Origin of the sequence: Streptomyces sp. NPDC007164, from assembly GCF_040634135.1 — a bacterium.
In the GTDB taxonomy this organism is placed as follows: domain Bacteria; phylum Actinomycetota; class Actinomycetes; order Streptomycetales; family Streptomycetaceae; genus Streptomyces; species Streptomyces sanglieri.
In genome coordinates this window covers 127640-151807 of sequence record NZ_JBEYFB010000017.1, presented here as the reverse complement: position 1 = coordinate 151807, position 24168 = coordinate 127640, and the positions used below count along the sequence as shown (strand labels likewise).

The 24168-nt window shown below is 68.3% G+C and carries 22 protein-coding genes and 3 pseudogenes; 12 read left to right on the top strand and 13 right to left on the bottom strand.

Annotation, left to right across the window (positions count from 1 at the left end; translation table 11 throughout):
• Positions 1–110: 110 nt before the first annotated feature.
• Positions 111–1694 carry an alpha/beta fold hydrolase gene (locus ABZ622_RS22285; RefSeq protein WP_360545680.1) on the top strand — a complete coding sequence of 528 codons (1584 nt, stop codon included), beginning with the start codon at positions 111–113 and terminating at the stop codon, positions 1692–1694.
• Positions 1695–2346: 652 nt separating this feature from the next.
• On the opposite strand, the gene ABZ622_RS22280 is transcribed toward ABZ622_RS22285, so the two are convergent.
• From ABZ622_RS22280 to ABZ622_RS22265, 4 genes are all read right to left on the bottom strand, one after another.
• Positions 2347–2580 (bottom strand): alpha/beta hydrolase, encoded by a 234-nt coding sequence (locus tag ABZ622_RS22280; RefSeq protein WP_360545678.1) that lies wholly within the window; start codon positions 2578–2580, stop codon positions 2347–2349.
• A gap of 38 nt (positions 2581–2618) precedes the next feature.
• Positions 2619–3041 carry a hypothetical protein gene (locus tag ABZ622_RS22275; protein WP_360545676.1) on the bottom strand — a complete coding sequence of 141 codons (423 nt, stop codon included), beginning with the start codon at positions 3039–3041 and terminating at the stop codon, positions 2619–2621.
• A 202-nt stretch (positions 3042–3243) separates the two neighbouring features.
• Entirely contained in the window at positions 3244–3585 is a 342-nt protein-coding gene (locus ABZ622_RS22270) for a hypothetical protein (protein WP_360545674.1), read from the bottom strand.
• A gap of 325 nt (positions 3586–3910) precedes the next feature.
• On the bottom strand, positions 3911–6124 hold the full coding sequence (locus ABZ622_RS22265; protein WP_360545672.1) for an MMPL family transporter: 2214 nt from the start codon (positions 6122–6124) through the stop codon (positions 3911–3913).
• 236 nt (positions 6125–6360) lie between these two features.
• On the opposite strand from ABZ622_RS22265, the gene ABZ622_RS22260 reads away from it, so the two are divergent.
• Positions 6361–7587 (top strand): sensor histidine kinase, encoded by a 1227-nt coding sequence (locus ABZ622_RS22260; RefSeq protein WP_360545671.1) that lies wholly within the window; start codon positions 6361–6363, stop codon positions 7585–7587.
• Positions 7584–8306, top strand: coding sequence for a response regulator transcription factor (locus ABZ622_RS22255; protein ID WP_360545669.1), 723 nt, complete (start codon positions 7584–7586; stop codon positions 8304–8306). Before ABZ622_RS22260 ends, ABZ622_RS22255 begins: the two co-directional genes overlap by 4 nt.
• Before the next feature lie 233 nt (positions 8307–8539).
• Here ABZ622_RS22255 and ABZ622_RS22250 read toward each other — a convergent pair.
• Positions 8540–8728 (bottom strand): annotated as a pseudogene (locus ABZ622_RS22250) (LuxR C-terminal-related transcriptional regulator); the annotation flags it as partial.
• 449 nt (positions 8729–9177) lie between these two features.
• Here ABZ622_RS22250 and ABZ622_RS22245 point away from each other — a divergent pair.
• Entirely contained in the window at positions 9178–10173 is a 996-nt protein-coding gene (locus tag ABZ622_RS22245) for an integrase core domain-containing protein (protein WP_360545667.1), read from the top strand.
• Positions 10174–10338: 165 nt separating this feature from the next.
• Here the strand turns inward: ABZ622_RS22245 and ABZ622_RS22240 are convergent, their stop codons facing one another.
• Together ABZ622_RS22240 and ABZ622_RS22235 are read right to left on the bottom strand one after the other, a co-directional pair.
• The gene (locus tag ABZ622_RS22240; RefSeq protein ID WP_360545665.1) at positions 10339–10806 is read right to left on the bottom strand and encodes a hypothetical protein; all 468 of its coding nucleotides are present in this window, start codon (positions 10804–10806) and stop codon (positions 10339–10341) included.
• A gap of 644 nt (positions 10807–11450) precedes the next feature.
• Positions 11451–11918, bottom strand: a complete 468-nt coding sequence (locus ABZ622_RS22235) for a hypothetical protein (RefSeq protein WP_360545663.1) — start codon at positions 11916–11918, stop codon at positions 11451–11453.
• 474 nt (positions 11919–12392) lie between these two features.
• On the opposite strand from ABZ622_RS22235, the gene ABZ622_RS22230 reads away from it, so the two are divergent.
• The gene (locus ABZ622_RS22230) at positions 12393–13544 is read left to right on the top strand and encodes a hypothetical protein (protein ID WP_360545661.1); all 1152 of its coding nucleotides are present in this window, start codon (positions 12393–12395) and stop codon (positions 13542–13544) included.
• Positions 13545–14052: 508 nt separating this feature from the next.
• Here ABZ622_RS22230 and ABZ622_RS22225 read toward each other — a convergent pair.
• On the bottom strand, positions 14053–14601 hold the full coding sequence (locus ABZ622_RS22225) for a hypothetical protein (protein ID WP_360545659.1): 549 nt from the start codon (positions 14599–14601) through the stop codon (positions 14053–14055).
• Between the two features lie 137 nt (positions 14602–14738).
• On the opposite strand from ABZ622_RS22225, the gene ABZ622_RS22220 reads away from it, so the two are divergent.
• Positions 14739–14987, top strand: a complete 249-nt coding sequence (locus ABZ622_RS22220; protein WP_360545657.1) for a hypothetical protein — start codon at positions 14739–14741, stop codon at positions 14985–14987.
• 476 nt (positions 14988–15463) lie between these two features.
• Positions 15464–16401: pseudogene (locus tag ABZ622_RS22215) on the top strand (FAD-dependent oxidoreductase); the annotation flags it as partial.
• Positions 16402–16467: 66 nt separating this feature from the next.
• On the opposite strand, the pseudogene ABZ622_RS22210 reads toward ABZ622_RS22215, so the two are convergent.
• Positions 16468–17238, bottom strand: a pseudogene (locus ABZ622_RS22210) (transposase).
• Between the two features lie 44 nt (positions 17239–17282).
• Positions 17283–17906 (bottom strand): hypothetical protein, encoded by a 624-nt coding sequence (locus tag ABZ622_RS22205; RefSeq protein WP_360545655.1) that lies wholly within the window; start codon positions 17904–17906, stop codon positions 17283–17285.
• A 46-nt stretch (positions 17907–17952) separates the two neighbouring features.
• Between ABZ622_RS22205 and ABZ622_RS22200 the strand changes: the two genes are divergently transcribed.
• Positions 17953–18711, top strand: a complete 759-nt coding sequence (locus ABZ622_RS22200) for a hypothetical protein (protein ID WP_360545653.1) — start codon at positions 17953–17955, stop codon at positions 18709–18711.
• Here the strand turns inward: ABZ622_RS22200 and ABZ622_RS22195 are convergent.
• From ABZ622_RS22195 to ABZ622_RS22185, 3 genes are all read right to left on the bottom strand, one after another.
• Complete coding sequence (locus ABZ622_RS22195) at positions 18701–18874, bottom strand: hypothetical protein (protein ID WP_360545651.1); 174 nt, start codon at positions 18872–18874, stop codon at positions 18701–18703. The two genes, ABZ622_RS22200 and ABZ622_RS22195, sit on opposite strands and share 11 nt — an antisense overlap.
• A gap of 430 nt (positions 18875–19304) precedes the next feature.
• The gene (locus tag ABZ622_RS22190) at positions 19305–19916 is read right to left on the bottom strand and encodes a D-alanyl-D-alanine carboxypeptidase (RefSeq protein WP_360545649.1); all 612 of its coding nucleotides are present in this window, start codon (positions 19914–19916) and stop codon (positions 19305–19307) included.
• A 28-nt stretch (positions 19917–19944) separates the two neighbouring features.
• Positions 19945–20772 carry a D-alanyl-D-alanine carboxypeptidase gene (locus tag ABZ622_RS22185; protein WP_360545647.1) on the bottom strand — a complete coding sequence of 276 codons (828 nt, stop codon included), beginning with the start codon at positions 20770–20772 and terminating at the stop codon, positions 19945–19947.
• Positions 20773–21018: 246 nt separating this feature from the next.
• Here ABZ622_RS22185 and ABZ622_RS22180 point away from each other — a divergent pair, with 246 nt between their 5' ends.
• The 4 genes from ABZ622_RS22180 to ABZ622_RS22165 all read left to right on the top strand — a co-directional run bounded on the left by ABZ622_RS22180 (position 21019) and on the right by ABZ622_RS22165 (position 24064).
• Positions 21019–21633 carry a hypothetical protein gene (locus ABZ622_RS22180; RefSeq protein ID WP_360545645.1) on the top strand — a complete coding sequence of 205 codons (615 nt, stop codon included), beginning with the start codon at positions 21019–21021 and terminating at the stop codon, positions 21631–21633.
• 512 nt (positions 21634–22145) lie between these two features.
• A complete protein-coding gene (locus tag ABZ622_RS22175) occupies positions 22146–23159 on the top strand; it encodes an SDR family NAD(P)-dependent oxidoreductase (protein ID WP_360545644.1) in 1014 nt (337 codons plus the stop codon).
• Positions 23160–23263: 104 nt separating this feature from the next.
• Complete coding sequence (locus tag ABZ622_RS22170) at positions 23264–23584, top strand: hypothetical protein (protein WP_360545642.1); 321 nt, start codon at positions 23264–23266, stop codon at positions 23582–23584.
• Between the two features lie 261 nt (positions 23585–23845).
• A complete protein-coding gene (locus ABZ622_RS22165; protein ID WP_360545640.1) occupies positions 23846–24064 on the top strand; it encodes a type I-U CRISPR-associated protein Cas7 in 219 nt (72 codons plus the stop codon).
• The last annotated feature ends 104 nt before the right edge of the window (positions 24065–24168 follow it).

Below are 24168 nucleotides of genomic sequence, written 5' to 3'. Positions count from 1 at the left end.
GCGGTGTCGGCTGTCCCGTCGGGCGTGGTGGCGGTTGCCGCATTCACGGCGGACGCGGCGCATACGACTGGCACTTCCGACCACAACACCCAACGCCCCAAGGGGGCTTCGTGATCACCTCCAGTCCCACCCTGCGCCGCACCTCTGCGGTGGGCCTCGCCCTCGTCGCCTGCCTCGGCGCGGCACCCACCGCCACGGCCGCGCCGGCCCCCACCATGTCGAAGTCCGAAGCCCGGCTCGACCGTTATTACGATCAGCGCCTGGGCTGGGGCAGTTGCGCCAAGGGCGCGGGCGACACCATGGGCCGTGATCTGGACAAGGCCGGCGTGCAGTGCGCGGACGTCACCGTGCCGCTCGACTACGCCGACCCCCGGGGCCGTACGATCACGGTCGCGATATCCCGGCTCAAGGCCACTGACACCCGCCACCGCGTCGGCTCGATCCTGCTCAACAACGGCGGTCCCGGCGGCACCGCCCTCGAATCCCCGCCGGAATTCCACGCGTGGATGAAGAAGGTTGGCCCGCGATACGACATCGTCGGCTTCGACCCGCGCTTCGTCGGCCGCAGCACCCCGCTGGACTGCGGTTTGCCCGTCGGCACCAACCTCTTCTCGGCCGGTCTCAGCCGGGCGAGCTTCGAGCGCCAGGTCGCCCTCCAGAAGGACCTGGCCGACAAGTGCCGCGCCACCAACGCCTCCGTGCTGCCACACGTCACTACCCGGAACACGGCCCGCGACATGGACATCATCCGCGGCGCGCTCGACGAGAAGAAGATCTCCTACTTCGGCTACTCGTACGGCACCTACCTGGGCACCGTCTACACCCAGATGTTCCCCGGCCGCACCGACCGCATGGTCCTGGACGGCGCCATCGACCCACGCAAGTTCGGCCCCCGGCTGCTCCGGGAGGCCGTCGGTGAGAACGAGCAGGCGCTCGCCGACTGGGCCTCTTGGGCTGCCGCCCGCAACGACACCTACGGCCTCGGCCGCACCCGCGCCCAGGTCCTCGCCACCATCGACCGCGTCATCAGGGCATCCGCGCGCGCACCGCTGACCGTCGGCAGCGCCCCGGATGCCTTCCAACTTGACGACACCCAGACCCCGTTCCTCCTGCTCGCCGGCCTCGACAGCGACACCGACGCGTCGCGCGCGGCCCTCGGCGAGCAGGTGTCCGTGCTGAACGAGGCCGCGGCCGGGCAGCCGACCCGGCTGTCACCGCAGTTCGCCGGGCTGTTGCGATTCGCGCTGACCGGCGAGCAGTCACACCACGGCAGTGTGCAGTCCGCGGTCATCTGCGGGGACAGGGCGGCCCCGCGCGACCCCGAGGTCTACTGGCGGGCCACCGAGCGCAGCCGCGCCGCGTACCCGCGCTTCGGCCCGCTGGCCAACAACATCAACCCGTGCACCTTCTGGGACCGGCCCCGCGAGAAGCCCACCCAGGTGAAGCACGACGCCGAGGCGCTGATCGTGTCCGCCACCGGCGACACGCGCACCGCCCACAAGGGTGCCGTTGCCCTGCACGGCCTGCTGCCGAGCTCCAAGCTGATCACCCTCAAGGGTGCGAACCGGCACGCGATCTACGGACTGTACGAGAACGCCTGCGTCGACAACAAGGTCAACCAGTACCTGGCAACCGGCCGGCTACCTGCCAACGACCGGACCTGCTCCAAGCAAGCCGGGCTTCAGCCCAGGTGAGCGCACATTCCTTGATCAGGAACTTCCTTCAAGAGGAGCCACACCCATCTTGAGGGGGAGGTTCGACAGGAACGGCCCGCCCCGCGCATCGGCTGTACGCGCGGGGCGGGCCCGCTGGTGACGTTCTGACCCAGTGTCCCGGTTCGGGGGCCCGCGGCAGTACAGTGCGGAGTTCTGGTCCGACGCGATCGCGCTGTGGCAGGCTTCGGCCGGCAGGCGGACGTTCAAGGACGTCGCGGCTGATCTGAACGTCAACCCGAGGCGCTGCGGACCTGGGTGCGTGATGCCGGCGGTCGTCCAGTCGCCGCCGGCGCGTCGCAGGACACCGAGCCCCGATCAAACCGGAACGGTTCAGTGGTCGCGGTGCTCCCTGGCTGGTTCGGAGTGCTGGCCGATACCGAGGTCCGGATGCTGCGGGAGCGGTTCCGGGGTTGGAGGCGCATGACGGTGGGTCAGACGCTGGCGAGGGGCGGCACCCCGCCGAGGCGAGCCCGCCCTTGGGTTGCGCCGATTCCACTCGGGCGGCGCGGCGGGTCTTGCGACGGCGGTGCGGCGCCACCAGCGACGATCAGCGCGGCGGCTGCACCAGTGACCGCCGCGGTGTTGATGCTGATCGACGCCCCCATCTGCGCGGACAATGCCTTTGTCGTCATCAGATCCGACGAAGACGCCTCACCGGCGCGCTTGACGCAAGTCTGTTTCTCCGTCGGCAGCTTGCCGGTACCAGGTACCTGTTGACCTCGTCGTCCACGCAGACATTGCTGTAGCGGCCGAAGAGGACGTGCCGGCTGGCGCCCTTGAGGGTGAGCGGCTTGGAGCCAAGCAGTTGCTCGTGCAGGGTCACGCTGCTCTTGTAGGTGGCGCGGCGGTCGCCGGTGGCTGCCACGATCAGTGCGGGGGGCGCGGCGGACCTGGGTGGGGTCCTCACGGGGGGGGGCGGTCCCAGAAGGCGTAGGGGGCGATGTTGTTGGTCATTGGTCCGAACACCGGGTGCGCGGCCCGGCTGCGTTCGATGTCACGCCAGTAGGCCTCGGGGTCGCGTGGGGCGGCCACGTCCCCGCGAAGGACCGCGGCCTGCACTCCCGACGGTTCGGCCGCGCCGTGCAGTAGGTGCCGGAGCGTCGCAGGTGAGAGCGGCGTCGGCGCCGTGCCCCGTGCGGCCCGGCTCAGCACGGCCGCGCGGGGCACGGCAAGGAACGCCCGCGGCGGGTCGGTGTCTTCCCCGATGCTGGAGTAGAGGAGGACCGACACCTGGGAGTCGTCGATCCGGCAGGTGTCCGAGCCGGTGCCGACAGTCAGCGGACCGCTGGCGGACGCCTTGAGGGCGCGGTCGACGGTGGTGAGCACTTGGGCGCGGGATCGAAGCCTGCCCGGCTGGTGCCGGCCGGGAGCCAGGACGTGCCGACGGGCCGGCCGCAGTCCGGTGGGGTGCTGCGGCCGACGAAGCGTGGGTCGAAGCCGACGATGTCGTAGCGCGCACCGACGTCCTTCATCGCCTTGCGGACGTCCGACGGCGACTGGACTGAAGGTCCGCCTGGCCCGCCGTTGTTCAGCAGGTCGATCCGATGCGGTGGTGGGTGTCAGTGGCCTTGAGCCGGAATATCGCGAGGGTGATCGTGCGCCCTTCGGGGTGGGCGTGGTCGAGCGGCACAGCGGCGTCCGCGCACTGCACACCGGTCTTGCCCAGATCGCGGCCCGTCGTGTCGACGGGGCCCGTGACGCAGCTGCCCCAGCCGAGGTGTTGCCGGTAGTACTGGTCGAGCCCGGCTCCGGTGCCGTTCTTGGCGGGAGCCTCCGAAGCTGAGGCCAGGGCAGGGGAAGTGATGAAGCAGGCGGCGAGGGTGAGGCTCGCGGCGGAGGCACGCCGCGCGGTGGGGCTGAGGATGGTCACTCCTTGGGTTGGCGGGTACGGTCGGTGGCGCGGAACGCGGTGTCCGGGGGCGCGGAAGTCGGCTTCGGCTCGGTATCAGGCACCTTGTTGCTGTGGACCTGGAAGTCCGATGAAGATCTTGTTTTGACTGCCTGGCTCAACCGCTTCGCCCCTGACTATCGATCGGGGGAACCTGCCTGGGCCTGGCGCGATTTCAAGATTTCCAGTGGGCTTCCAGGGTTTTCTGACGGCTCTTGAAACATCTGGTGGCTGTCACGGGTGCGCACGCTCAACCATGCGAGGCCACGCCGGAGGTGAGAGCTCACGGGTCACCTGAGCCGTTCGGTCAGTCCACCATCATGAACCGGTCGGGTTCCGGGGCAGGTGCGTTCGCACGGTGCTGCGGGTGGCCGCCCTTGGTGGGCCGTGGGCGGACCGGCCACCAGGTGCTCCGTCCGAGGAGTGCGGTAAGGGCGGGGACCAGCACCAGCGAGAGGACGAGCGCGGAGAGCAGGATTCCGAGCGTCATTGCGAAGGCGATCTGCTCGTTGCCCGGGGTCGTGGCGAGGGTGGCGAAGGAGCCGGCAAGGACCAGGCCTGCGGTCGCGATGGCCGGTGTCGTGTGCTGCACCGCGCGAGCCACGGCGGCGCGGGCCGGGCCCGGTCGCTGCATCTCCTCCCGGATCCGGTCGCTGATCAGGATGTTGTAGTCGGTGCCGAGTGCCACGACGAACAGAAACAGCACGAGCGGGAGGGAGAAGTTGACGCCCGGCTTGCCGAGGACGTGCTGGAAGAGCAGGGTGGCGGCGCCGAGGGTGGCAGCGAAGCCGAGCCCGACGGAGAGCATCAGGATCACCGGTGCGAGTAGGCTGCGCAGGAGCAGCAGGAGGATCAGCGCGATCAGTGCGGCCGCGACCGGGAACACGATCTTCAGGTCGTGGTCGACGGCGGTGGAGATATCGGCGTAGATCGCTGCCGTTCCGCCCACGTGTGCCGTCGTTCCGGCGGGTGTGTGCTGGGTGACCGCTGCCCGCACGGGTCCGGAGGCCAGGTCGCGGGCCTGTTGGCTCTGTGGGTCCGCGGTCGGGTAGAGGTCGATCCGGGCGGCGCGGTGGTCCTTGTTCAGGACGGTCCGTGCGACCTGGCCCACGCCCTTGACCTGGGTGAGAGCACGGGAGAGGTCGTCCAGTCGGTCTGCGGTGAGGGTGCCGCCGTCAGTGGTGGTGACGAAGACGCTCGTCGGGTCCGACACTCCGGCCGGCAGCGCACGGGATATCTCGGTCGCGGTGGCCGCCGCAGGGGTCTTGGCAGCGGTGTTGCCCTGGCCGTAGTCCATGCGGATCCCGATCAGCCCGGCGGCCAGCGCGGCAAGCAGGGCGACGGAGGCGAACGTCATTGTCATCGGTCGTCGTGCGACCCGCGCTCCGAAGCGGGCGGCACGGCCCTCGTCGGGCTCGTGGCCAAGGGTCTTGGAGGGCCAGAACATCTTGCGCCCGGCGGCCGCGAGCAGCGCCGGCAGCAGGGTGAGGCTGCCGAGCAGCATCACCAGGACCGCGATGGCGATGGCGGGGCCCAGCGAGCGGAACTGGCCGAAGGTCGCCACGCCCAGTGTGGCGAACGCGGCCACGATGGTCAGCGCCGCCGAGGTGATCGCGGTGCCCACCCGTCCCGAGACCTGCCCGGCCACCTCGCGGGCGGACTGCTCCGGCTGGGCGCGCAGTTGCTCGCGGAAGCGGAACAGCAGGAACAGCAGGTAGTCGATGCCGATGCCGAGCAGGACCACGCTGATCAGATCAGGGGTGCCCGCGTCGAGCTTGCGCCCGGTGAGTATCGCGGCTCCCGCGACGGCTCCCCCCGCCACGCCGATGATCATGGCGACCGCGACCAGCGGCAGCAGGGCCGCCAGCACGCTGCGGAACACCAACACGTTGATCAGCAGGATGAGCCCCATGAGAAGGGCGCCCCCGACCTTCGCGGCGGTCTCGTGGGAATCGGTGGTGTCGACGGTGTCGGCGAGACTCCCGGTGAAGCCGGTGCGCATCCCCACCTCGGAGAACTGCGTCCGGGCGGCGTCCCGGAAGGCCCGGTAGACGCCCTGGACCCCCTTGTCCGTACGGTTCCCGATCAGCTCGACGGAGAGCAGTTCGAAACTCCGGTCGGGCGCCACCATCGCCGGGGCGATCCGGGGCGTCTGGGAGCGGTCCGGGACCAGGAATTTCGGCCTGTCGTCCTCCCTGGGCATGATCACCCGGCGCTGCGCCAGCTTCGCCGCCTCGGCCTCGACCCGCTTCTGGTCGGCGGCGCCGAGAGCTTTGCCGTCGGACCGGGCGACCAGCATCGTCACCGTGGTGGCGTCGGGGTTCACCCCGAACTGCTCCTCGGCGATCTCCAGCGCGGCGGCCGAGTCGTAGGTCTTGGGCAGGAAATCCCCAGTCTGGTTCTGGGTGACACGGCCGATCAGTGTCGGGGCCAGGGCGCTCAGCACGACACCCAGCACCGCCCAGAGGGCGATGACCTTCCACGGGTGTCTGGTGGAGTATCCGGTCAGGGCGCGGATCACGATGTCCTCCGGCGGACGGACTTGCATGCGGATGTCTGCCGGGGGCTCCCGGCCGGTATCCAGACCATCACCCCGAGGGGCCGGGAAGCGTCCTGGCAGCGGATGATCCGGGCCGGGGCCCTGGGTCCTGCCCTGGCCAGGGACCAGGACCCAGGTCCTGGTCGCGGGCCGCGAGCTGCAGCTGCTGTGCAACTCTGTACCGGAGACCGTAGGGCCCGGACACAGGGAGAACAGAAATGCGCAGGCGCCGACACATCGGGCCCGGCGATGCCAAGGAGCCGCTGCACAGCGACAGCGCCGGGCCGCCGTGGTCCCGCAACGACGCGCTCGTGACCGGCGGGGCCTGCGCGATGAACCTGCTCAGTTACGTGTTCTTCGACGACCCCGGCGGCCGATACGCCGTGAGCGTGGTCGGGTTCCTCCTCGTCGCGCTGGCAGCCCTGCCGCTGCTCGTCCGGCGCAGTCACCCGGTGGTGGCGCTCGCTGCCGTACTGGCACTCGATACGACAGCCACCCTGACCGCGCCGCTGCCCAGACACTTCGGTGCCGTCCTGCTGGTCGCCCTGTACTCAGTCGCCAGGGCCTGCACCGGCCGGGTGACAGCGCTCGCGGCTGTCGCGACGGTGTCGTTGACGTTGCTGAGCCAGAGCCACGGCCGGATTCCGCCCTGGCAGGACGCCGCTGTCACGCCCTTCTCCGCCCTGATCGTCGTCGGCACCGCCATGGCGGTCAACCGCTGGCAGCGGGAGGTGGCGGCGAACCGCAGACTTCTCGCCGACCGTGCGGTGGCCGACGAACGCCGCCGCATCGCACGGGAGCTGCACGACATCGTGGCCCACCACATCACCACCATGCAGCTGATGGCCGGCGGAGCCCGGGCCAACCTCGGCCGACCGGAGGTGGTCCGGGACGCCCTGGTCACCCTGGAATCCTCCGGGCGGCTTGCCCTGCGCGAGATGCGCCAGCTCCTCGATGTGCTGCGGGCCGGTGACGAACCGGAGTCCGCGCCGTCGCAGCCCCAGCCGGGCGTCGACGACCTCGACCGTCTGGTAGCCGAATCCCGCCTTGCCGGACTTCCGACCGAGTTCATGGTCCACGGGCCGCAGCGCCCGCTGCCGCCGACCGTCGGCCTCACGGTGTTCAGGGTCACCCAGGAGGCCCTCACCAACGCCCGCAAGTACGCGGGGCCCGCCCACGCGTCCGTACGGCTGACGTACCACCAGGATCGGGTCACCGTCGAAGTACGGGACGACGGCGGGGGCGCACCGCCGCAGGAGGGGGCATCATCGATGGGCTCGGACGGTTACGGCCTGATCGGCATGCGCGAGCGCGTCGCCCTGCACGGCGGCACCCTCGCCGTCGGCCCCCAGGCCGACGGTGGGTTCGCGGTGGTTGCCGACCTGCCGCTGACCACGGACGAGGCGGCCGAAGCAGCCGTCCAGCACGAGGAGGCACACCGATGACCGGGACCCGGCCGAACACACCGAGGATCAGAGTGCTGATCGCGGACGACCAGCCGCTGGTCCGGCGCGGCCTGTCGCTGATCCTCTCCCCCGACCCGTCCTTCGAGGTCGTCGGAGAGGCCGAGGACGGCGCGCAGGCTGTCGCCCTCGCCCGCCGGCTGCGCCCCGACGTCGTGGTGATGGACATCCGGATGCCCGTCCTCGACGGTGTCGGCGCGACCGGGGAACTCACCGCCACTGTGCCCGGGTGCCGGGTCCTGGCCCTCAGCACCTTCGACATGGACGAGTACGTCGTGGGTGCCCTGCGCGCCGGAGCCTGCGGGTTCCTGCCCAAGGACAGCTCGCCGGAGGACCTGAGCACGGCGATCCGCACCGTCCACGCAGGCGAGGCCGTCGTCGCGCCGCGTCTGCTCACGCGGCTGATCTCCACCTACGTACGGGTCCCTCACGGCGCGTCGCAGCCACTCCCCACCGACCTGGGCGAACTCACTCCCAGGGAGGTCGAGGTGTGGCGTCTGATGGCCACCGGTCTCGACAACGCCGAGATCGCCCACGCCCTGCACATCAGCGTCTCCACGGTCAAGAACTACATCACCAGCATCTTCGGCAAGCTCGACGTCCGTGATCGCGCCCAGGCGGTCATCGCGGCCTACGAATCGGGGCTGGTCACCGCCCGCGCGGCAACCGGCAGCCCGCGCGGCGACGGAAACACCGCATAGCCGGGCCGACCGGTGCGCTCACGGCTTGCAGAGGGTGGTGTCGAGGAGGGCCGGGCCATCGGCAGTGCCTCCCAAAACTCCTACGCGGCCGACTGCTCCCGCCGCAAGGTCGGGTATCTCCCCAGGTTCCCATAGCCGGGCTTTCCTTGGGGTCGGGAGGCGCCCAGAGCGTGGGCTGCCCCGGACGCTGGTTCAGCGGCCGGGCAGGCCGGGTCAGGCCACCTGACGTCGCGTCAGCCCCCGACCCCGGGCACGACCAGGCCGGTTTCGTACGCGATCATCACCACGTGGGTCCGGTTCTGCGCGCCGAGCCTGGTCAGCGCGTTCCCGACGTGGGTCTTCACCGTCTCCAGGCTCGCCGTGAGCGACTCTGCGATCTCCGGGTTGGATAGGTCGGTGGCCATCAGGCGCAGCACTTCCTGTGGGGGCTCGAAAAGTCATTGCTGCTGGTCAGCCCCCGCTTCCAGGGCCGTCGGTGGGGACTTGTAATGCTGCCCTGATGATCGTGTCCCTGCTCTACCGCACCGCCCGCGCACTGTTGTTGTCCGTCCCCGCGCCCCTACTGCGTCGAGACACCGCCAAGGATGCCGGACTGCTGGTGCTGCGGCACGAGAATGCCATCCTGCGCAGGCACGTGAAGGGCAGGGTGCGCTATGAGCCGGCCAACCGATTCTGGCTCGCCGCCCTCAACTCGCTGATACCGCGTGGCCGCTGGTCAGCTGAGCCGCCGTCCTCCCCGTCGCCCCCGGCACCTTGCCGGCCTGGCGCCGCAAACCGATCGTCAGGAAGTGGGACTGCCCCGCCCGCGGCTCCCGCACCGGACGGCCGCCGACGGCGGCCGCACTCAAGAGTCTCGTGCTGCGCCTGGCCGATGAAAATCCCCACTGGGGGCCGCCGCCGCATCCAGGGCGAACTGGCCAGACTCGCGCACCCCGTCGCAGCCTCCACGGTCTGGGAGATCCTGCACGCAGCAGGCATCGCCCCGGCCCCGCGCCGCTCCGGCCCCACCTGGCGCAACTTCCTCACGTCGCAGGCTCAGGGGATCCTTGCCGCGGACCTCTGCCATATCGACACGGCCCAGGGCAAGCGCCTGCACGCGATGGCGTTCATCGAGCACGGCACCCGGAGACCGCACATCACCGGGATGACCACGCACCCCACCGCGCAGTGGGCGGTACAACAGGCCCGGAACATCGCTGCCGAACCCGGCGAACGGGGCGCCGAGCCACGGTTCCTGCTACGCGACCGCAACAGCAAGTACACCGACGCCTTCGATGCCGTCTTCACCACCGAGGACACGGAGGTGCTGCTCAGCGACCCCTGGGCACCGCGCATAAACGCGCATTGCCAACGCGTGATCGGCACCATCCACCGCGAGGCTCTCGACCACGTCCTGCCCCTGGGCGAGAGCCACACCAGGAAGGTCCTGACTGACTACCAGGACCACTACAACGGACACCGGCCGCACCGATCCCGGCAACACCTACCGCCCAGCGCGACCGGGCAGCCCGCAATCGTGCACGACCTCGACGACCGAGGCCTACGCCGCACCAGAGTCCTCGGCGGCATCATCAACTCTGGAAGCCATCAGTCTGGACCACCTCGCCGAAACCAACGGCACCACCCGAGGCCGCTAACCCCACCCCTCCAACCAGGCAGAACGCCCCTGGCCAGCCAAAACACGGACGCGCCATTAGACGCGGACACCGATCTGCGGCAACGCCTGGCATTCTCACCGAAGTTGACACCACACCAGGCCAGGCCGCCTGATACATCATCTGAAAACACCCCGGACGGTTCTCACTCAACCTTCAGCTCCCCAGCCCAGCCTCGCACCCACGCCCCAACTCACACCAGGGCTCAATAGCAGCCAGGAGAACCTGCGCAAGGACCTGACGTTCCACAGCCGCGTCAGCGAAGCCGAAGCCATAGCCACAGGTGTGGTGGACGCAGCCCTACACGGGGGCGGCTGCGCCTGCCAGGTCGCCCGCTCCGAGTTCTTCAACCGGAGCGGCAGCCGAAGAGCTGCGGATCACGACGCCCCGGGCTGGGGCTCCTCGCCGTCGTAGGCCCCCAGCGCAGCCTGGCGGCATTCCAGCAGCTCGCCCAGGTCTTCGTGGGTCACGTGCTCCTGGGTCAGTGCCACCATGGCCCTGGCCTCGACCGAGGCCCATGCGTGCCGGGCGCGCTTGTTGGCGCGGCGCCTGGTGTCGCTGCGCAGGAAGCCCGCTCCCGCCGCGAACCCGGCCGAGGCCAGAGCGGCGAGGGCGGCGGGAACGCGCACGTCCGCCGAGGCCAGTCCTGCCGCTCCCGCCGTGCCCGCGAGCAGGGCCGCGGGGAAGCCGAGGGCGATGTCCATCTTGGTCCAGAACTCGGCCCGGCGGTGGGCGAGTTGTCTCTGGTGTGCCGCCTCGTCTCTCAGCCGCTCGATCTCGGCACGCAGGCGGTGCGCGAACTCGTCCGGACTCAGGCGCGTGGTTCCGTCAGCGGGAGTGACCATATAGGCATTCCAACATGTCTGCACCAGAAGGGACTTGGCGAGCCGGGACAGCCTTCGGGCGCGGCGGACGTCAGCTTCCCACAATGGTGTGCCGCCAAGTCGTGCAGCCGATCTTGCCGGTGCGGTGGCAGGCCGTCACTGAACGCGGCACCCGTCTCCATCACCGCGCCTACGACCACGATCTGCTGGGCCCCTGCCGAGGCCGGGACTCCGAAGTGGCGGGGGCGGGAAATGGGAATTCCACAGCAGCCCGCACGACGTTCGCCGGATCTGGGTACGGCTCGCCGACGGGGAGCTCGCCGAGATCCCGTGGATCCGCCGCGAGCACGTCCATCGTCTGTTCAACGACCGCACCTGGCAGTAGTGGAAAGGTGGTGTCGAAGTCTTCGGTGGGGCCGGGTGGGGGCGCCTCCGGTTTCTCGTGAACATTCCCGGGCCCGTCAACCTCCAGCCGCTGCCCGGAGTACCGGACAAAGCTGCTGCTGAAAGTGAGCTACGCGATCACATCACCGACCGGTCGGACCTGGTCTCTCATGGCAGCTGTCCAAGGTGGCAGGTCAGGCCGCTGATCAGCTCGGCGCATGCGGCCGAGAGAGCGCGTCCGTCCCGCACCGCTCGGTGCGGGACGGACGCATTGCGCGGTGTCAGCTGCAGAGATGGCCCCATGCGTTGTTGGGACGCCAGGTCTTCTCGCCGGCGGACGCACCCTTCCAGCTGAACGTCGCCACCACGCTGAAGCTCTGCCCCGGCCAGGCGCATGGGTTGACGGTGCTGGTGCCGGCCAGGTCCTCGGTGCCGTGCCAGCCGTCGTAATCCTTCGCGGTACGCACCGTCACATAGCCGCCGCTGCTGCTGGTGCGTTGAAGCTTCACGTTGGTGACCTTGACCTGGTAGCTGCCGCCACCGGCAACGTCGGTGATCTTCGCCCGCGCCCGGAAGGTGTTGGCTGCCTCGTCCCACCAGACGGTGGCGCAGCGCTTGACCGCGGTGCCGGAACAGTGCCAGTCGCTTGCCGCGGATGCCGACGACGGAGTGAAGACGACCAACGCGCCGAGTGCCCCGGCGACCACCGCGCCGACGGTGCCGAACCGGCCCACACGCCTGAGCCCCATGATTCCCCCTCTTGATCTGCCAGTGATCTCAAGGGGGACCTCATCCAGCGAGACGAAGCAACAGCCGGGGCGAGCACGGCAGTTGCGCTGCTGTGACGAAGTCAGCACACCTGCGACAAGATCGGCCTACTCCTGATACTCAACGCGCCCGGTGACCCGCCGCCGAAGTGGCGGATGCGCTCCAGCCACGGAATGGATCCTGCGAGCCCGGCGCCCCCGAAACCCGTCGGGCGGCCCGAGACGGCACTACCCGTCGACCAGCCTCCGGACGTCTTGGAAGGTGGTGATCTGGTTCATGAAGACGATCGCGAACAGCATTAAGGTGGCGCACAGTTGACCATGAACGGGGAGTCTTCTGTGCGATTCGCGTATCGATCTGTCATGTGCCTGATGTCCGCTGCTGTCCTGATTGGCCTCGCTGGCTGCTCCGGCGGTTCTTCCGAAGGATCCGGCAAGGTTCCGGAGGCCGGGCCGGTGGCCGAACCCGCGGCCCGCGCGAAGGCGTTCGACCCTCCGCTGAAGTTCGGCAAGGGTGTGAAGCCGGAGTACGACGAGGGTGTCAGGACCCGGGGGTTCGCGCTGTTGGGCCCCAAGGCGTACATCCGGACGGACGAGGGCCTCGACGCCTACGACACTTCGACCGGACGCAAGATCTGGTCGTCCGCCCTGGGCCGGAAGGACCGCTACACCGGTACGGCGGTGGACGACCCCGACGACCGGCGGATCCCACCGGTGTTCGTGAAGCAGGGCGACCGTACGGAGGCGCTCTTCGCGTACACCGACTACACGAAGGGCACCGGCACCGGTGTCGACCGGACCGATGTCTATCTGCGGGCCGTCGACGCGGACTCCGGCAAGGTGTCCTGGACGACCCGCCTGCCGGCGCCGACCGGGATGGGAGTCAGTGACATGGAACCGGTCGTCGTGGGGGCGGAGAACGGGACAGCGGTCGTCACGGCCCTCACCAGCCTCGACGAAGCGAGCGGGGACGGCGAGAGCGCCGTCACCTACGCCGTCGATGTGAGCACACGTCAGGTGAAGTGGAAGGAGCAGGGCTTTGCTGCCTCCGCTGTTGACAGCGGAACTGTTGTCGGTGCGCAGGTGGGTGACGGAGCGGACTTCGGGAGCCTGCTCGGCTGGAACTCCGACGACGACACTCTCGCGCTCACCGGCAGGGCCGTCACCGACGGATCGGTGAGCTGGAAGGGCGGGGCTACCGGCAGCTTGGTGATCGACGGCGTGGGAGGCGGCCTGTTCGCTTCGAATGCCGGCTTGCACGACATCCGGACGGGTGAGCCTGTGGCCGGAATCGGCGGCGGCGACACCTTCACTTGCCACTACGACCAGCAGTCGGTGGTGGTGTGCGAGGGCAATGAGCATGTGTGGGGGGTGAAGGCCAGCAGCCGCAAGGTGCTGTGGGACATCTCGGAGGACGACCCCGCTCGTAAGATGCCGACCATCCTGGGCGCGTTGCACGGTGCTGTCTACGGCTCCGCCCCCGACGGCGTCATCCTTGACGCCAAGACGGGGAAGGACCGGACGACCTTCACCGGCCCACAGCTGTACCTGGTCAACGAGTACGCAGCCATGGACATCAACATGGTCACCTATCCCGCCACTGGCTGAGGGGCGCGGTCAGGTTCGCCACGTCGGCGAGCGGTCAGAGCGGTCGGAGCGGTCGCGAAGTACAAGCCGGTCTTCGAGGTTGATCGTCAGGACGAGCAGCCGGTTGGGATGCCTGCGGCGGAACGCAATGTCCGACGGCACGACGTACGGCCGTACATCTGAGGTCTTCCCGGCGGCGTGAGCGCGGCTGCTGAAGACGCGCCCGCTCCTGGCCTGTCACCACCTGCGGGCTCCGCAGGGCCGGCGATCCGATCGTCTCCGGCCGCCCGATGTCCGGTTCATCGTTCGCGTGGCCGACGGCAGCCGCGCTCGGCAGGCAGTGCGCCAGGGCGCCGACGTCCTCAGCCCGGGGCTGCTGCTCCGTTTCAGCAGCTTCCTGAACACCCGCAGGATGGTGGGGCGCCAGCGTCAAGGTCCGGGATCGGGATCGGGAGGAGCCTCCGCAGCTGAGCACGGAACGGGCCATCGGGACGTTCCGGCCCCGACCGAACCGTCCCGCACTGGAACGTCAGGCGCGGTCCGGCAGCAATTCCGCGTTGAGTACGGCGATGCCCGCCTCGCCCTCCTCGAACAGGGCGATCAGCTCCTCGGGCCCTGCATTCGGACCAGCGGTGTGGTCGACGAGGAGGACCGGCTGGAACTCCCCGCCCTGCTCGACGGGGACGAAGCCGGTGGTCAGCTCGCGGCGGAGCAGGATGACCCGGTCGGCGTCGAGCGGATCGGAGGGCAGTGCTCCGGGTAGTACGCGCCCCTCCTCCGGGCACGCCCGGAGGCTGTGGGCGAGGACGTCCCGGTGGGCGAGGAGCGTCACCGCGAGCCGGTCACCGGTCCGCTCGTAGCGGGCGGCCAGATCCTCCGGCAGCAGGTAGAAAACGCCCTCCTCACCCTCGTGCCCCCGGTCGAGAAGAAGCCGCGCCAGCCGGGCTCCGGGCTCGTCGGCGTGCGACCCGAGCCCCAGAAACACATCACGCCCACCGGGCCCGAGCGAGGGCACCGCCCCGATCCACAGCTCGGCGGAGCCCTCCGGGGTCTGCTGGATGTCGTCGTCCTTCGTCATGGAAGCGATCCAAGCACACGGCACCGACGGGCCATTGCCAGTGCGCTGCTCGCGGCGCACCACCCGGGGCAACCCCGCAGCCGACATCCACGACGCGACCGCCCACCGTCGAAGCCGGCGTCCACCGCATGGCCCTCATGAAGCGGCACGCGGACCTGAAGATCGAGTTCTGCGAGCGCATTCGCACCGAGGCCCAGCAGATGCCGGAGACGGAGAAGCGGTTGCGGCTGCGACTGCGACAAACCGTCAGCTGCCTCCAACCGCGAGAAGAGATCACAGAACTCCGACGGTTGGCGACCAGCCTGACCCTGGCCGGCGCGGTTCGCATCCAGCGGGAGGAGTCGGCCGCCGACAACGTCGTTCCATTCCGTCCACCCCTCACCTGACGTCGGTCGAACAAGCGCCTGGGCACTCTCGGAAGGTACGCTGAAGCATTTAGAGCGTCGCAACCAAGTGCTCTCCCAGGAGCAGATCATCGAGGCTGCGATCGAGCTGCTTGACGCGGGTGGCGAGAGCGCACTGACCAAGAGCGCTGACGGAGCGCCTGTCCACCGGGCCCGGGGCGATCTACTACCGGGTGGGCAGCCGTGGCGAGCTGCTGGACATGGCAACGGAAACGGTCGTCACCGTTGCGCTGGCAGCCAAGCCCGCCGCGGCCACGCCCGACGACGAGATCCGCTGCGTTGCGCTGGCGCTGTTCGACGCGATCGCCGAGCACCAGTGGCTCGCGACACGGCTGACTCTGCAGATCGTCCGGAAGCCGTTCGGCCCGGTGACGGTAGGGATCTTCGAGAGGATCGGCCATCAAGTGGGCGCGCTGGGTGTGCCACAGGCTTTCTGGTTCGACGCCGTCTCGACGCTTGTGCACTACATCCTCGGGGCCACCGAGCTCGCCCCGGGCGGCTGTTCCGTCCTGGTCCTGGAGCGGGACGAGGAGGTCGCCTCGCCCTACAAGGCACTCCCGCTCGGATTGCGCGGCCTGAGCGCAGAATCGGCCGAGGTGTTCTACAGCCGCGGCCTGCTCGAAGCCGTGATTGACGCTTCCGGCGCCGATGCGAAGAAGGTCGGCGCGGCCCCGACGCGACGAGGCGCCGGCTCCCTGGGCTGTGAGTCATTTCGCGGGCATCAGCCCGGACGCGGCCGACATCGATGTGTCCGCCTTCCCGTTCCGGCCGTCCAGCCCGGCGAAGGAAGTTTTCATGACCAGCCTCGAAGCGGTCGGCAAGGTCCTGGCCGAGCGTGCCATTGCGCTCGGCGTGGACATCGTCCGCGGCGCCCCCGTCACGGCTGTGACGCAGGACGACCAGTCCATCGCCGTCACGGCAGCCGGACAGGAGTACCAGGCGCGCTACCTGGTGGGATGCGACGGCGGCCGCAGTACGGTGCGCGGCCTCGCCGGCTTCGACTTCGTCGGCACGGATCCGCTCTTCACCGGCTACGTCGCGCGCGTCACCTTCGCCGACCCGCAGCAGCTGCCACTCGCTTCAACCTGACGCCGAACGGCATGTATCTGCGTACGCCCTTCGAGGGGCACCTGGGCATGATGGACTTCGACGGCAGCACGTTCAACCGTTCCCAGCCGCTGCCCCGTGAGCACCTTCAGGAAGTCCTGCGTCGCACCACCGATTCCGACCTGACGCTGACCAATGTTCATCTGGCATCGACCTTGACGGACCGTGCGATGCAGGTGACGGCCTACCGCAAGGGCCGCGTCCTGCTCGCCGGCGGTGCCGCGCACATCCGCCACTCCCCCTCGGCGGCCAGGGGCTCAACCTCGGTATCGGTGATGCCGTCAACCTCAGGGCTGTCCCGTAAGTGCTCTCTGAGCTGGTGGAGACGTGGCTGTTCGCTGTGCAGCCCGCTCGCCTATCCGGCGAGGGCGAGGTTGTGCAGGCGCGCGATGCCGCGCATGGCGTGGTGAGCGCCGTCACCTTTGAGTCGGCAGTCGCGGAGGATCTTCCAAGTCTTCATGCGGGCGAAGACATGCTCGACGCGGGCCCGAACCTGCTTGTGAGATGTGTTGTGGGCTTCCTTCCCGGGCAGGTCTTCTCCCTCGCGGCGACGGTGGGCATGACGAGCCCGATGCCGGGATAGCCGCCGTCAGCGATCTGGTGGTCTTGCCGACGGCGGCTTTTGGCACCGGATTCCTCCCACGCCCTGCGGTCGTTGCGGTTTCCGGGCAAGGGGCGGCCGACCAAGACCACACGCCGGGTGCCGGGTGCCAGCGTCAATGACCACCTGGTGGTTCGTGGAGTACCTGTAGTTCTTTGACTGCGCGGCGATGGCGTGGTCGCGGGTGGGCACCAGGGTGCCGTCCGCGATGAGTACGGCGTCCTTGGCGAACCGCTTGCGGGGCTGGGGGCGCGAGCATCGGCCGAGGACATCGATGATCCGGTGGGCTGCAGACTTCGAAACGCCGAACAGCGGCGCAATCTGCCGCATCGTCAAGTTCGTCGGCCAGTACGCCGCGACCAGCAGCGCCCGGTCCTCCAGCCGAAGGCTCCACGGCCGCCCCTTGCAGACCTCGTCCGCCCCCTCGCGCCGCAGCAGGGTCACCAGCTTGCCGAACTGGCGCGGGCTCAGCCCAGTGAACGGGGCTATCCAGGCAAGCTCCGACGATGCAATCACACCAGCCATACCAAGATCGTCCCGTGGGGTGACCAGCGGCATGGGCCCGTCGTTTAGCTGCCGCTCAGCGGCGATCCCCAGGTGGGATCGTGGCGCGATCTTCTCGTCAGGCGGGCAAGTAGTCGCTCTGCCGTACCGAGGACGGCGTCTTGCAGCGCTCCAACCGAGGTCAGGGCGGCGCTGAGCCTTGCCGGCGCCGACTCTGGCACGTCGGAGTCGGTAACGAGGGGAAGGACCAGCAGGAGGCGGGCGGCCGCGTCCTCGACACCTTCGACCGCGGGAGACGGAGCGTCAGCGATGCGGACCAGTTCCTCCCACGTCAGACCGGTCCCCGAAAGGTCTCCCTCCCAGCTGGCGATCTGCTGGGCGTGGCTCCGGCCTGGATGAGTGAAGAGGTAGTCGATGCCGTACTCGCCGACCATGTTGCGGTAGATCACCACAACTCCGGGACCGTCTTCAGCCGGTACCCGGAGCACCGGCCAGCGTTCGGGATCGAAGAGGATCTCGGACAAGGCATCGGCATCGGCGCCGTCATCGCCGAACCACTCCGGAACAGCACGCGTAGTACTCGACCCATCGCCGCACATCGGCATGAGGTAGTTCGACCAGAAGCCCGGACGGGCTAGCAGTGACTCGCCCGCAACCAGCGGGCCTTCGTCGTATCCCTTGATCAGCACACTCGGATCCTGCCACCAGCCACTGACACGCTTCGATCCGGGATCGGTGTGGAGGCGCCGCCCAGTTACGGAACAGGTCTTCGGCTGGAAGCCCGCCGCGACCGTGCACGGCGCCGCGACCGAACGGCTGCTCGACACTCACACCAGTGAGCGCCACCCCGTCGGCGCCGCCATCCTGGACTGGTCACGCGCCCAGGTCGCCACCATGAAGCCCGGCTCCACTGCCCCCGCGCTGCGGCAGCTGGTCCACGAGCTGCTGAGCACCACGGACGGAACGGCCCTCGCCTACCGGAAGACAACCGGGTTCAACCGTTACAACCTGGGCAGCGCGCAGCCGCTCGTCGGCAGCACTGCCCTCGACTTCCACTTCGAGGACGGCACTCGCCTCGGTGACCTGCTGCGCCAAGGCCGGGGCGTGGTCCTCGACTTCACCGGCGACCACGCGCTGAAGTGTGCGGCCAAGAGCTGGCAGGGCCGGATCCGGTACGCGACCGGCACGGGACACACGAGCCGTTCAGAGAACTCATCACTCACCTTGAGAACGCCCTCGACCTCCAGCAGCATCGGCCCGGAACCCTCCCCCGCCACGCCGCTTATCTCCACCGAAGGACCGCGGGCCGGATCGGGAGCCTGCCCCGGCTGGTCCGCCAGGCCGCGATCACCGCGATCTGTGACGGCACTGGGAAAACCACCAGACCCTTGCTCGACGGGATCCGGCTCGACCACCTCACCGAAGCCCACCACCGCTCCGCCCCGACCCCAACTTGGGCCCGTACACAACGGCCCTGAACCGGTCACATGCTGACCAGGAAGAACACCCCGACCAGATTCAGCGGTCCGAACTCATCGGCGCTTATCCCCCGGAAAGTGCGGTGATCTTCCGAGACGAGCCCGTGGAAGGTTCGGCGCCTGGCCCAGCGCGGACGGTGGTTGTCCCACTCGGTCTGTGTGCTGATCGTCGAGGCCATCCACCAGCGCCTCCTCTGAACGGAGCCTGGGTTGAACGAGCTCACCGACCGCCTGCTCGCTCGCGGGCCGGACCGCAGGGCATGTGACTGATCGCTCGCAAGGAACAGTCACAATTCGCTGGTCCAACCCCCGCCCAGAACCCTTTTCGGCTGACGATGTTCAGATCGCTCTTGACCAGCGGGCCTGGGCGCCTGCTCGCTCTGACCCATCAGACACAGCTCTGTCTCTTCAACAACCGCCCAGCCGGTCGCCACCGCTCGGCGGCCCGGGGCACCGGCATGGCCACCATCAACCACATGAAGCGAAACGGTCCACCGACTCCGTCGGCGGACCGTCGTACGAGGTCGAGGAAGATCCGCGTGGTGCCGGCAACGCACTGATTCGTCGCTCGCCCAAGGACACCAGATCGCTCACCTCATTGAGTGCCCATCAAGCCTTGGGTGACTTGCAAATGTTGGCGGCCATCGCTCCCAGTTGCTTGTTGGCCCTGAGTGCAAGGTCGATGGCATCGCTCACGGAATTACTGGGCACCGGGATGTTGTTCACGTATATCGCAAAGGCGTAGCGGTGACCGTCCTTCGCGTCAATATATCCTGCGAGTGCCTTCGTGCCGAGAGCCAGCTTGCCCTTGTAAGCGCTGACCAAGGTGCCGGTCTTCGCCCGGATGTGCCCTGCGGCAGGGTTGGTGCGCTCGATGACATCAGCGAGCGAACCATCGACCCCCATGCTCGGCATGGAGTCGTAGAAGACGTCGAAGTTGTCCTGTCGGGCAAGATGTCGCAGCAATGCTAATTGGGCAGCTGGCGTTGCCTTGTCACCGGGTAGGCCCTGGGCGTCGACGAGGGTGAGTGAATGCGGATCGATACCGGAGCGAGCGAGGAAGTCCCGCTCGATCTTCATCCCGTCCGCATAGGTTCGTTGACCATGCTGCACCGCCATCAGCGGTGGCAGAAGATTCGCCCCGAGATTATGACTGACCTTGTTGATCAGCTTTGCGTATTCCTTGAAGGGTGGTGACGTACAGGTTACCGAAGCAGGCATCTCGTTCACCTCCTTCCACGGAGGGAGCTTACTGCTGGGGGTTTTCTCCCAGTCGCGGTGCAGTCACACTGATGCCGTTCCGGGCGAGTGCCTCGATGAGCACGGTCCGGGCAAAGGCTGCCGGGTCGGGAACCTGGTACGTCGTCACGAAGGGGTCCTTCGCATCCGCAGGCACGGAACCTCGCACCCTGATCTGACCGGGGGTGACACTTTCGGTCGTCACCGCCGGCTTGCTTCCAGCAGGCGTGGTTGTCACCTGTGCGTCGACGCTGAAGGCTGCTGTCTTCGGACGCCAGTCGACCTTCGCCGGCTCGCCGGGGACGCCCGGCGTGATCAGCACGTCAATCAGGTTGTCGTTGACGATGGTTGGGGTGACCGGCACGCCGCCGATCGACACTGGATCCCAGAGCCGGTTGTCAATCACCACGTCACCGTCGATCGGACGGATGCCGCTTGCCGCAACCTGCCGAGCCAGTTCGTTGATGCCCGCCAGCAGATCCTCTTGAGTAAGGGTCGCCATTCCAGGTACAGCATTGGCGCCATAGTGGTCGAAGTCCGGCACGTCGAGTGCCCCTGACGCAGCGGTCCGCCCGTCGAGCGCCAGATCACCGCTCCCGACCATAGTCAGGTTTCCTGAAAGCCGCCCGTCAGGCGATACGGTGCCTGAATGCACTACTGGCGTACGGAAACGATGGTCGCCGCCCAGGACGTTGAGCGCGGCACTTACAGCAAAAGTCTTGGCCGTCGAACCAGTCATGAACTGAGAATTAGTGCTCTTCGATTGGACAACTTCTCCGGTCTTCAGGTCGGCGACCTGCACGCCCCACTGGCCTGATGACCACGGTGCACCGTTCATAAGTTTTTTCAGGTCGGAACTTACTCGCGCAGTACTTGACGACGGAGAAGCTAAATGGTCCGTGGAGTTATTGGAGCATGCCGACATCGTGACAGCAGCCTCCATCGAACCTGCGACCAACAGAGTTGCACGCGGCCGCAACCTGCATCCAACCACAGAGAGCTCAGCGCGCAGGAGTTGGCCGACCGCGCCGGGTCGACCGCGGACGAGGTCCGGGCGGTGCTTGCAGGGGAGGGCCCAGGTGAGGTGCTGCTCAGACGGCTTGCGCCCACGCTGGGATTCCACGCTGTCGATCTATTCATCCTTGCGGGGCGGGCGGTCCCGAATGACCTGGCGCCGTTAGACGCCACGGCCGCGAAGTGGGCGGCGAGCATGGTGACGGATGCAGTGCGCCTCTCCGAAGCGGGACGCTGCGAACTTCTCCAGCTGATCCGCTCACTACCGCAGGAGGAACGGCGTTCCAGCTTCGCCCCGAAGCCACTCGTGCCCCTCGTTGGCGGTCCGGGCTCTTGGGCCATCCGCATGCTCCAGTACCGCAACCTGAACTGGATGGGCATAGCGAGGGCGCTTGCGTTCGTGACGCCCACGTACCTGTCGGCGGCCACCTACGGCGTGATCGGCTCCGGTCGCAAGGAGCTGACCCCGGGCTTGGTGACAGATCTCGCCGCCCTGCTGGGGATCGACGCCTGCGAACTGGCCGCGCTGACGGGCGTTTCCCTGCGCAAGATGCCGCCCCCTCCGTCCCCTGAGGCGATGGATGCCGCCGTGCTGCTGTGGGAGGCGCGACGGCTGTCCGCTGTCCAAGCGCTAAACGTCTCCGAGCTGACACGCTCGCTGCGCGGGGACTCCCAGGACAGGTAGCCCGTCAGCCACCCAGGCCCTGATACCTGCCGACACCCGCCCGACCGGCCCCCGACCTGCAAGCCAAAACCCCGGTTATCCGCCGACTGCCGCGTGAGACCAAGCGGACGGCCCCTGGTCCAGTGGGACCGGACAGCAGCACCAGCGGACCAGATCATGTGAGACAACGAGCCAATCGAACCAGATCATCTGGCACAGGGACCAGATTACTTTAGACGGGACAGCGACTCGATCCAGGGCGGTCCACTCGAACGGATGTCCCATGGCGAGCGATCTCGGCCGTTTGCCAAATGATCTTGATGGCCAGCGGTTTCTGTCACTTGTTCTTGTTCGGCGGGAGGCTGCGGCTGTTGGCGCGATGGGCTCGGGCGATGTCGGTCGGCTGTCGGCGGGGACGGCGAGCTGTCGGCGGGATGTAAGTGGCGCCCGAGATTGTGGGAACTGGGCGTGGCCGGTTGTGAATGTACGGTCCCGCCCGCCTCCAGACCACTCCGAGCTTCCGGGAGCCCGCCATGCCCTCCGTACCCCAGGTCCCGCAGTGGGACGTCCACCGGCTGCCTCACGCCGAAGATAGAAGCTTCCTGATCACCGGCGGCAACGCGGGCATCGGATATTTCATCGCCGAGCAGCTCGCCGGCACTGGAGCCGTGGTCGTTCTCGGTAGTCGAGACAGGGCGAAGGCCGAAGACGCGATCGCTTCCATCGGCTCGCGCGTTCCCGGCGCCAAGGTGAAGCATCTGCCCCTGGATCTGGCCGATCTCGCATCGCTCAAGGCATCCGTGGACGCGCTCGGACTGGATCGCCTCGACGCCGTCGTCCACAACGCCGGCGTGGCGCTCGACCATCCGCCGCGGCGCGAAACCACGGCCGGGCACGAACTGATGCTCGCAACCAACCACCTGGGGCACTTCGCGCTGACCCACCACCTGGTCCCCCTGCTCACGGCAACCCCGGGAAGCCGGATCGTCACCACCGGCAGCTTCGCCGCCAAGTCCGAACGCCTGGACCTCGACGATCTCCAGAGCACACACGACTACCAGCCCAAGCGCGCCTATGCGCGGTCGAAGTTGGCTCAGATGCTCTTCGCTTTCGAACTCGACCGCCGCCTGCGTGCTGCCGGCAGCACGACACTGAGCGTGGTCGTTCATCCTGGCGGCGCGCTCGACTCCCTCACGCCTTCGCGCCCGCCCTTCCATGTCCGGACCGCCGGCGAGCGGCTGCGCCATCTGCCGCTCGGCCTTCTCGTCCAGGGCAAGGACGCTGCCGCATGGCCCGCTGTCCGGGCCGTGCTCGACCCGAACGTCCGCGGCGGCCAGATGTGGAGCCCACGACAGTTCGGGCTGCGCGGTACGCCCAGGATCGAACCCCTCTGGAACAATCTTGCCGACACCACGACCGCGGCACGTCTCTGGGCGGCCAGCCGCGACCTGACTGGCAACGACCTGACGATCACCGCACCGACAGAGTCCGGTGAGACTGAAGGCCCAGCGACTGAGCACGGCGAAGCAGACACCAGGACCGGATGAGATCAGACACGCGATCAAGATCGTTTGCCGTTTGGCAAACGGTCAAGATCCCGTGACACAGGACAACGGATGCCGTCGCCGGGCGCCCGGTGCAAGCCTGTCCCATGGCTGCACTTCCTCGGCGACGGGTGTACGGATCCCACCACGACGACCCCGACGAGCAGCCCGGCCACGGGTACGTCGAGCTCGTCGGCGCCCTGGACGGCCAGCTCGTCGACGTCACCCACTGGACGCCCGCAGAACGGGCCACCGGCGCCATGCTGATCACGAACGACGGCATGTACGGGGCCGGCGGGCGCGCCGGCGATCCCAGCCAGTGGGGCTGGGCCGGCGACACCCTTCTGAGCCCACCGCGGCCCCGGGTCGGGCCCGCGGTGGGTCCGCCCCCGGCCCGAGGGCTGGCGTTCCGCCGCTGGAGGCACTGACCCGCCGCTACCTGACGCACTGAAACCGCCGCACACCTCTCTGGGGCGCGAAGCCGGCGCGACCGAACATCTGCCTCTTGAGCATCTTGATCCGGTTGACATGCCCCTAGATGACGCCCGAGTTCCAGGGCAGTGTGAGACCAGCGATGACGACGTCGCGATCCCTTTTGATGCCGGCGGCCAGTCCACTCCCGCGCAAGGCCTGTCCAGCGCTGCGGCCGCACCGCGCCCCGCTACGTGGACGGCTAGCCGGTCACCGTCGTGCTGCTCGACCAGCGCCGCTCCCAGGCGAACCGGTGCGAGCCGGCTCTGCCGGACGCTGTACGCCGACAGGGCCTGTTCATCCCCCACCTGGAGCTGACGACCGAGGCAGAGGGGATGTCCGTGCGAATCACGAGCCTGGAAGCCCGTCGTCACCGAGCCCGAAGCATGATCGTCATGAGCAGGGCCAGCTGCGACCTCGGGACGGCGTCTTGGTGATGCGATCGCTCCCGCCCCGCACAAGGATCGGACTACGGGCGGTGGCCCGGTCGCGCCCTGCCCCACCTTTGAGCGGGGCACACTTCCCGGCATTCCGGTCGACT

Coding starts and splice junctions, on each gene's coding strand:
- ABZ622_RS22260 (WP_360545671.1), top strand. CDS start 6,361: ATGCGCAGGCGCCGACACATCGGGCCCGGCGATGCCAAGGAGCCGCTG.
- ABZ622_RS22255 (WP_360545669.1), top strand. CDS start 7,584: ATGACCGGGACCCGGCCGAACACACCGAGGATCAGAGTGCTGATCGCG.
- ABZ622_RS22245 (WP_360545667.1), top strand. CDS start 9,178: ATGAAAATCCCCACTGGGGGCCGCCGCCGCATCCAGGGCGAACTGGCC.
- ABZ622_RS22240 (WP_360545665.1), bottom strand. CDS start 10,806: ATGGTCACTCCCGCTGACGGAACCACGCGCCTGAGTCCGGACGAGTTC.
- ABZ622_RS22235 (WP_360545663.1), bottom strand. CDS start 11,918: ATGGGGCTCAGGCGTGTGGGCCGGTTCGGCACCGTCGGCGCGGTGGTC.
- ABZ622_RS22225 (WP_360545659.1), bottom strand. CDS start 14,601: ATGACGAAGGACGACGACATCCAGCAGACCCCGGAGGGCTCCGCCGAG.
- ABZ622_RS22220 (WP_360545657.1), top strand. CDS start 14,739: ATGAAGCGGCACGCGGACCTGAAGATCGAGTTCTGCGAGCGCATTCGC.
- ABZ622_RS22195 (WP_360545651.1), bottom strand. CDS start 18,874: ATGGCCTCGACGATCAGCACACAGACCGAGTGGGACAACCACCGTCCG.
- ABZ622_RS22190 (WP_360545649.1), bottom strand. CDS start 19,916: ATGCCTGCTTCGGTAACCTGTACGTCACCACCCTTCAAGGAATACGCA.
- ABZ622_RS22185 (WP_360545647.1), bottom strand. CDS start 20,772: ATGAACGGTGCACCGTGGTCATCAGGCCAGTGGGGCGTGCAGGTCGCC.
- ABZ622_RS22175 (WP_360545644.1), top strand. CDS start 22,146: ATGCCCTCCGTACCCCAGGTCCCGCAGTGGGACGTCCACCGGCTGCCT.
- ABZ622_RS22170 (WP_360545642.1), top strand. CDS start 23,264: ATGGCTGCACTTCCTCGGCGACGGGTGTACGGATCCCACCACGACGAC.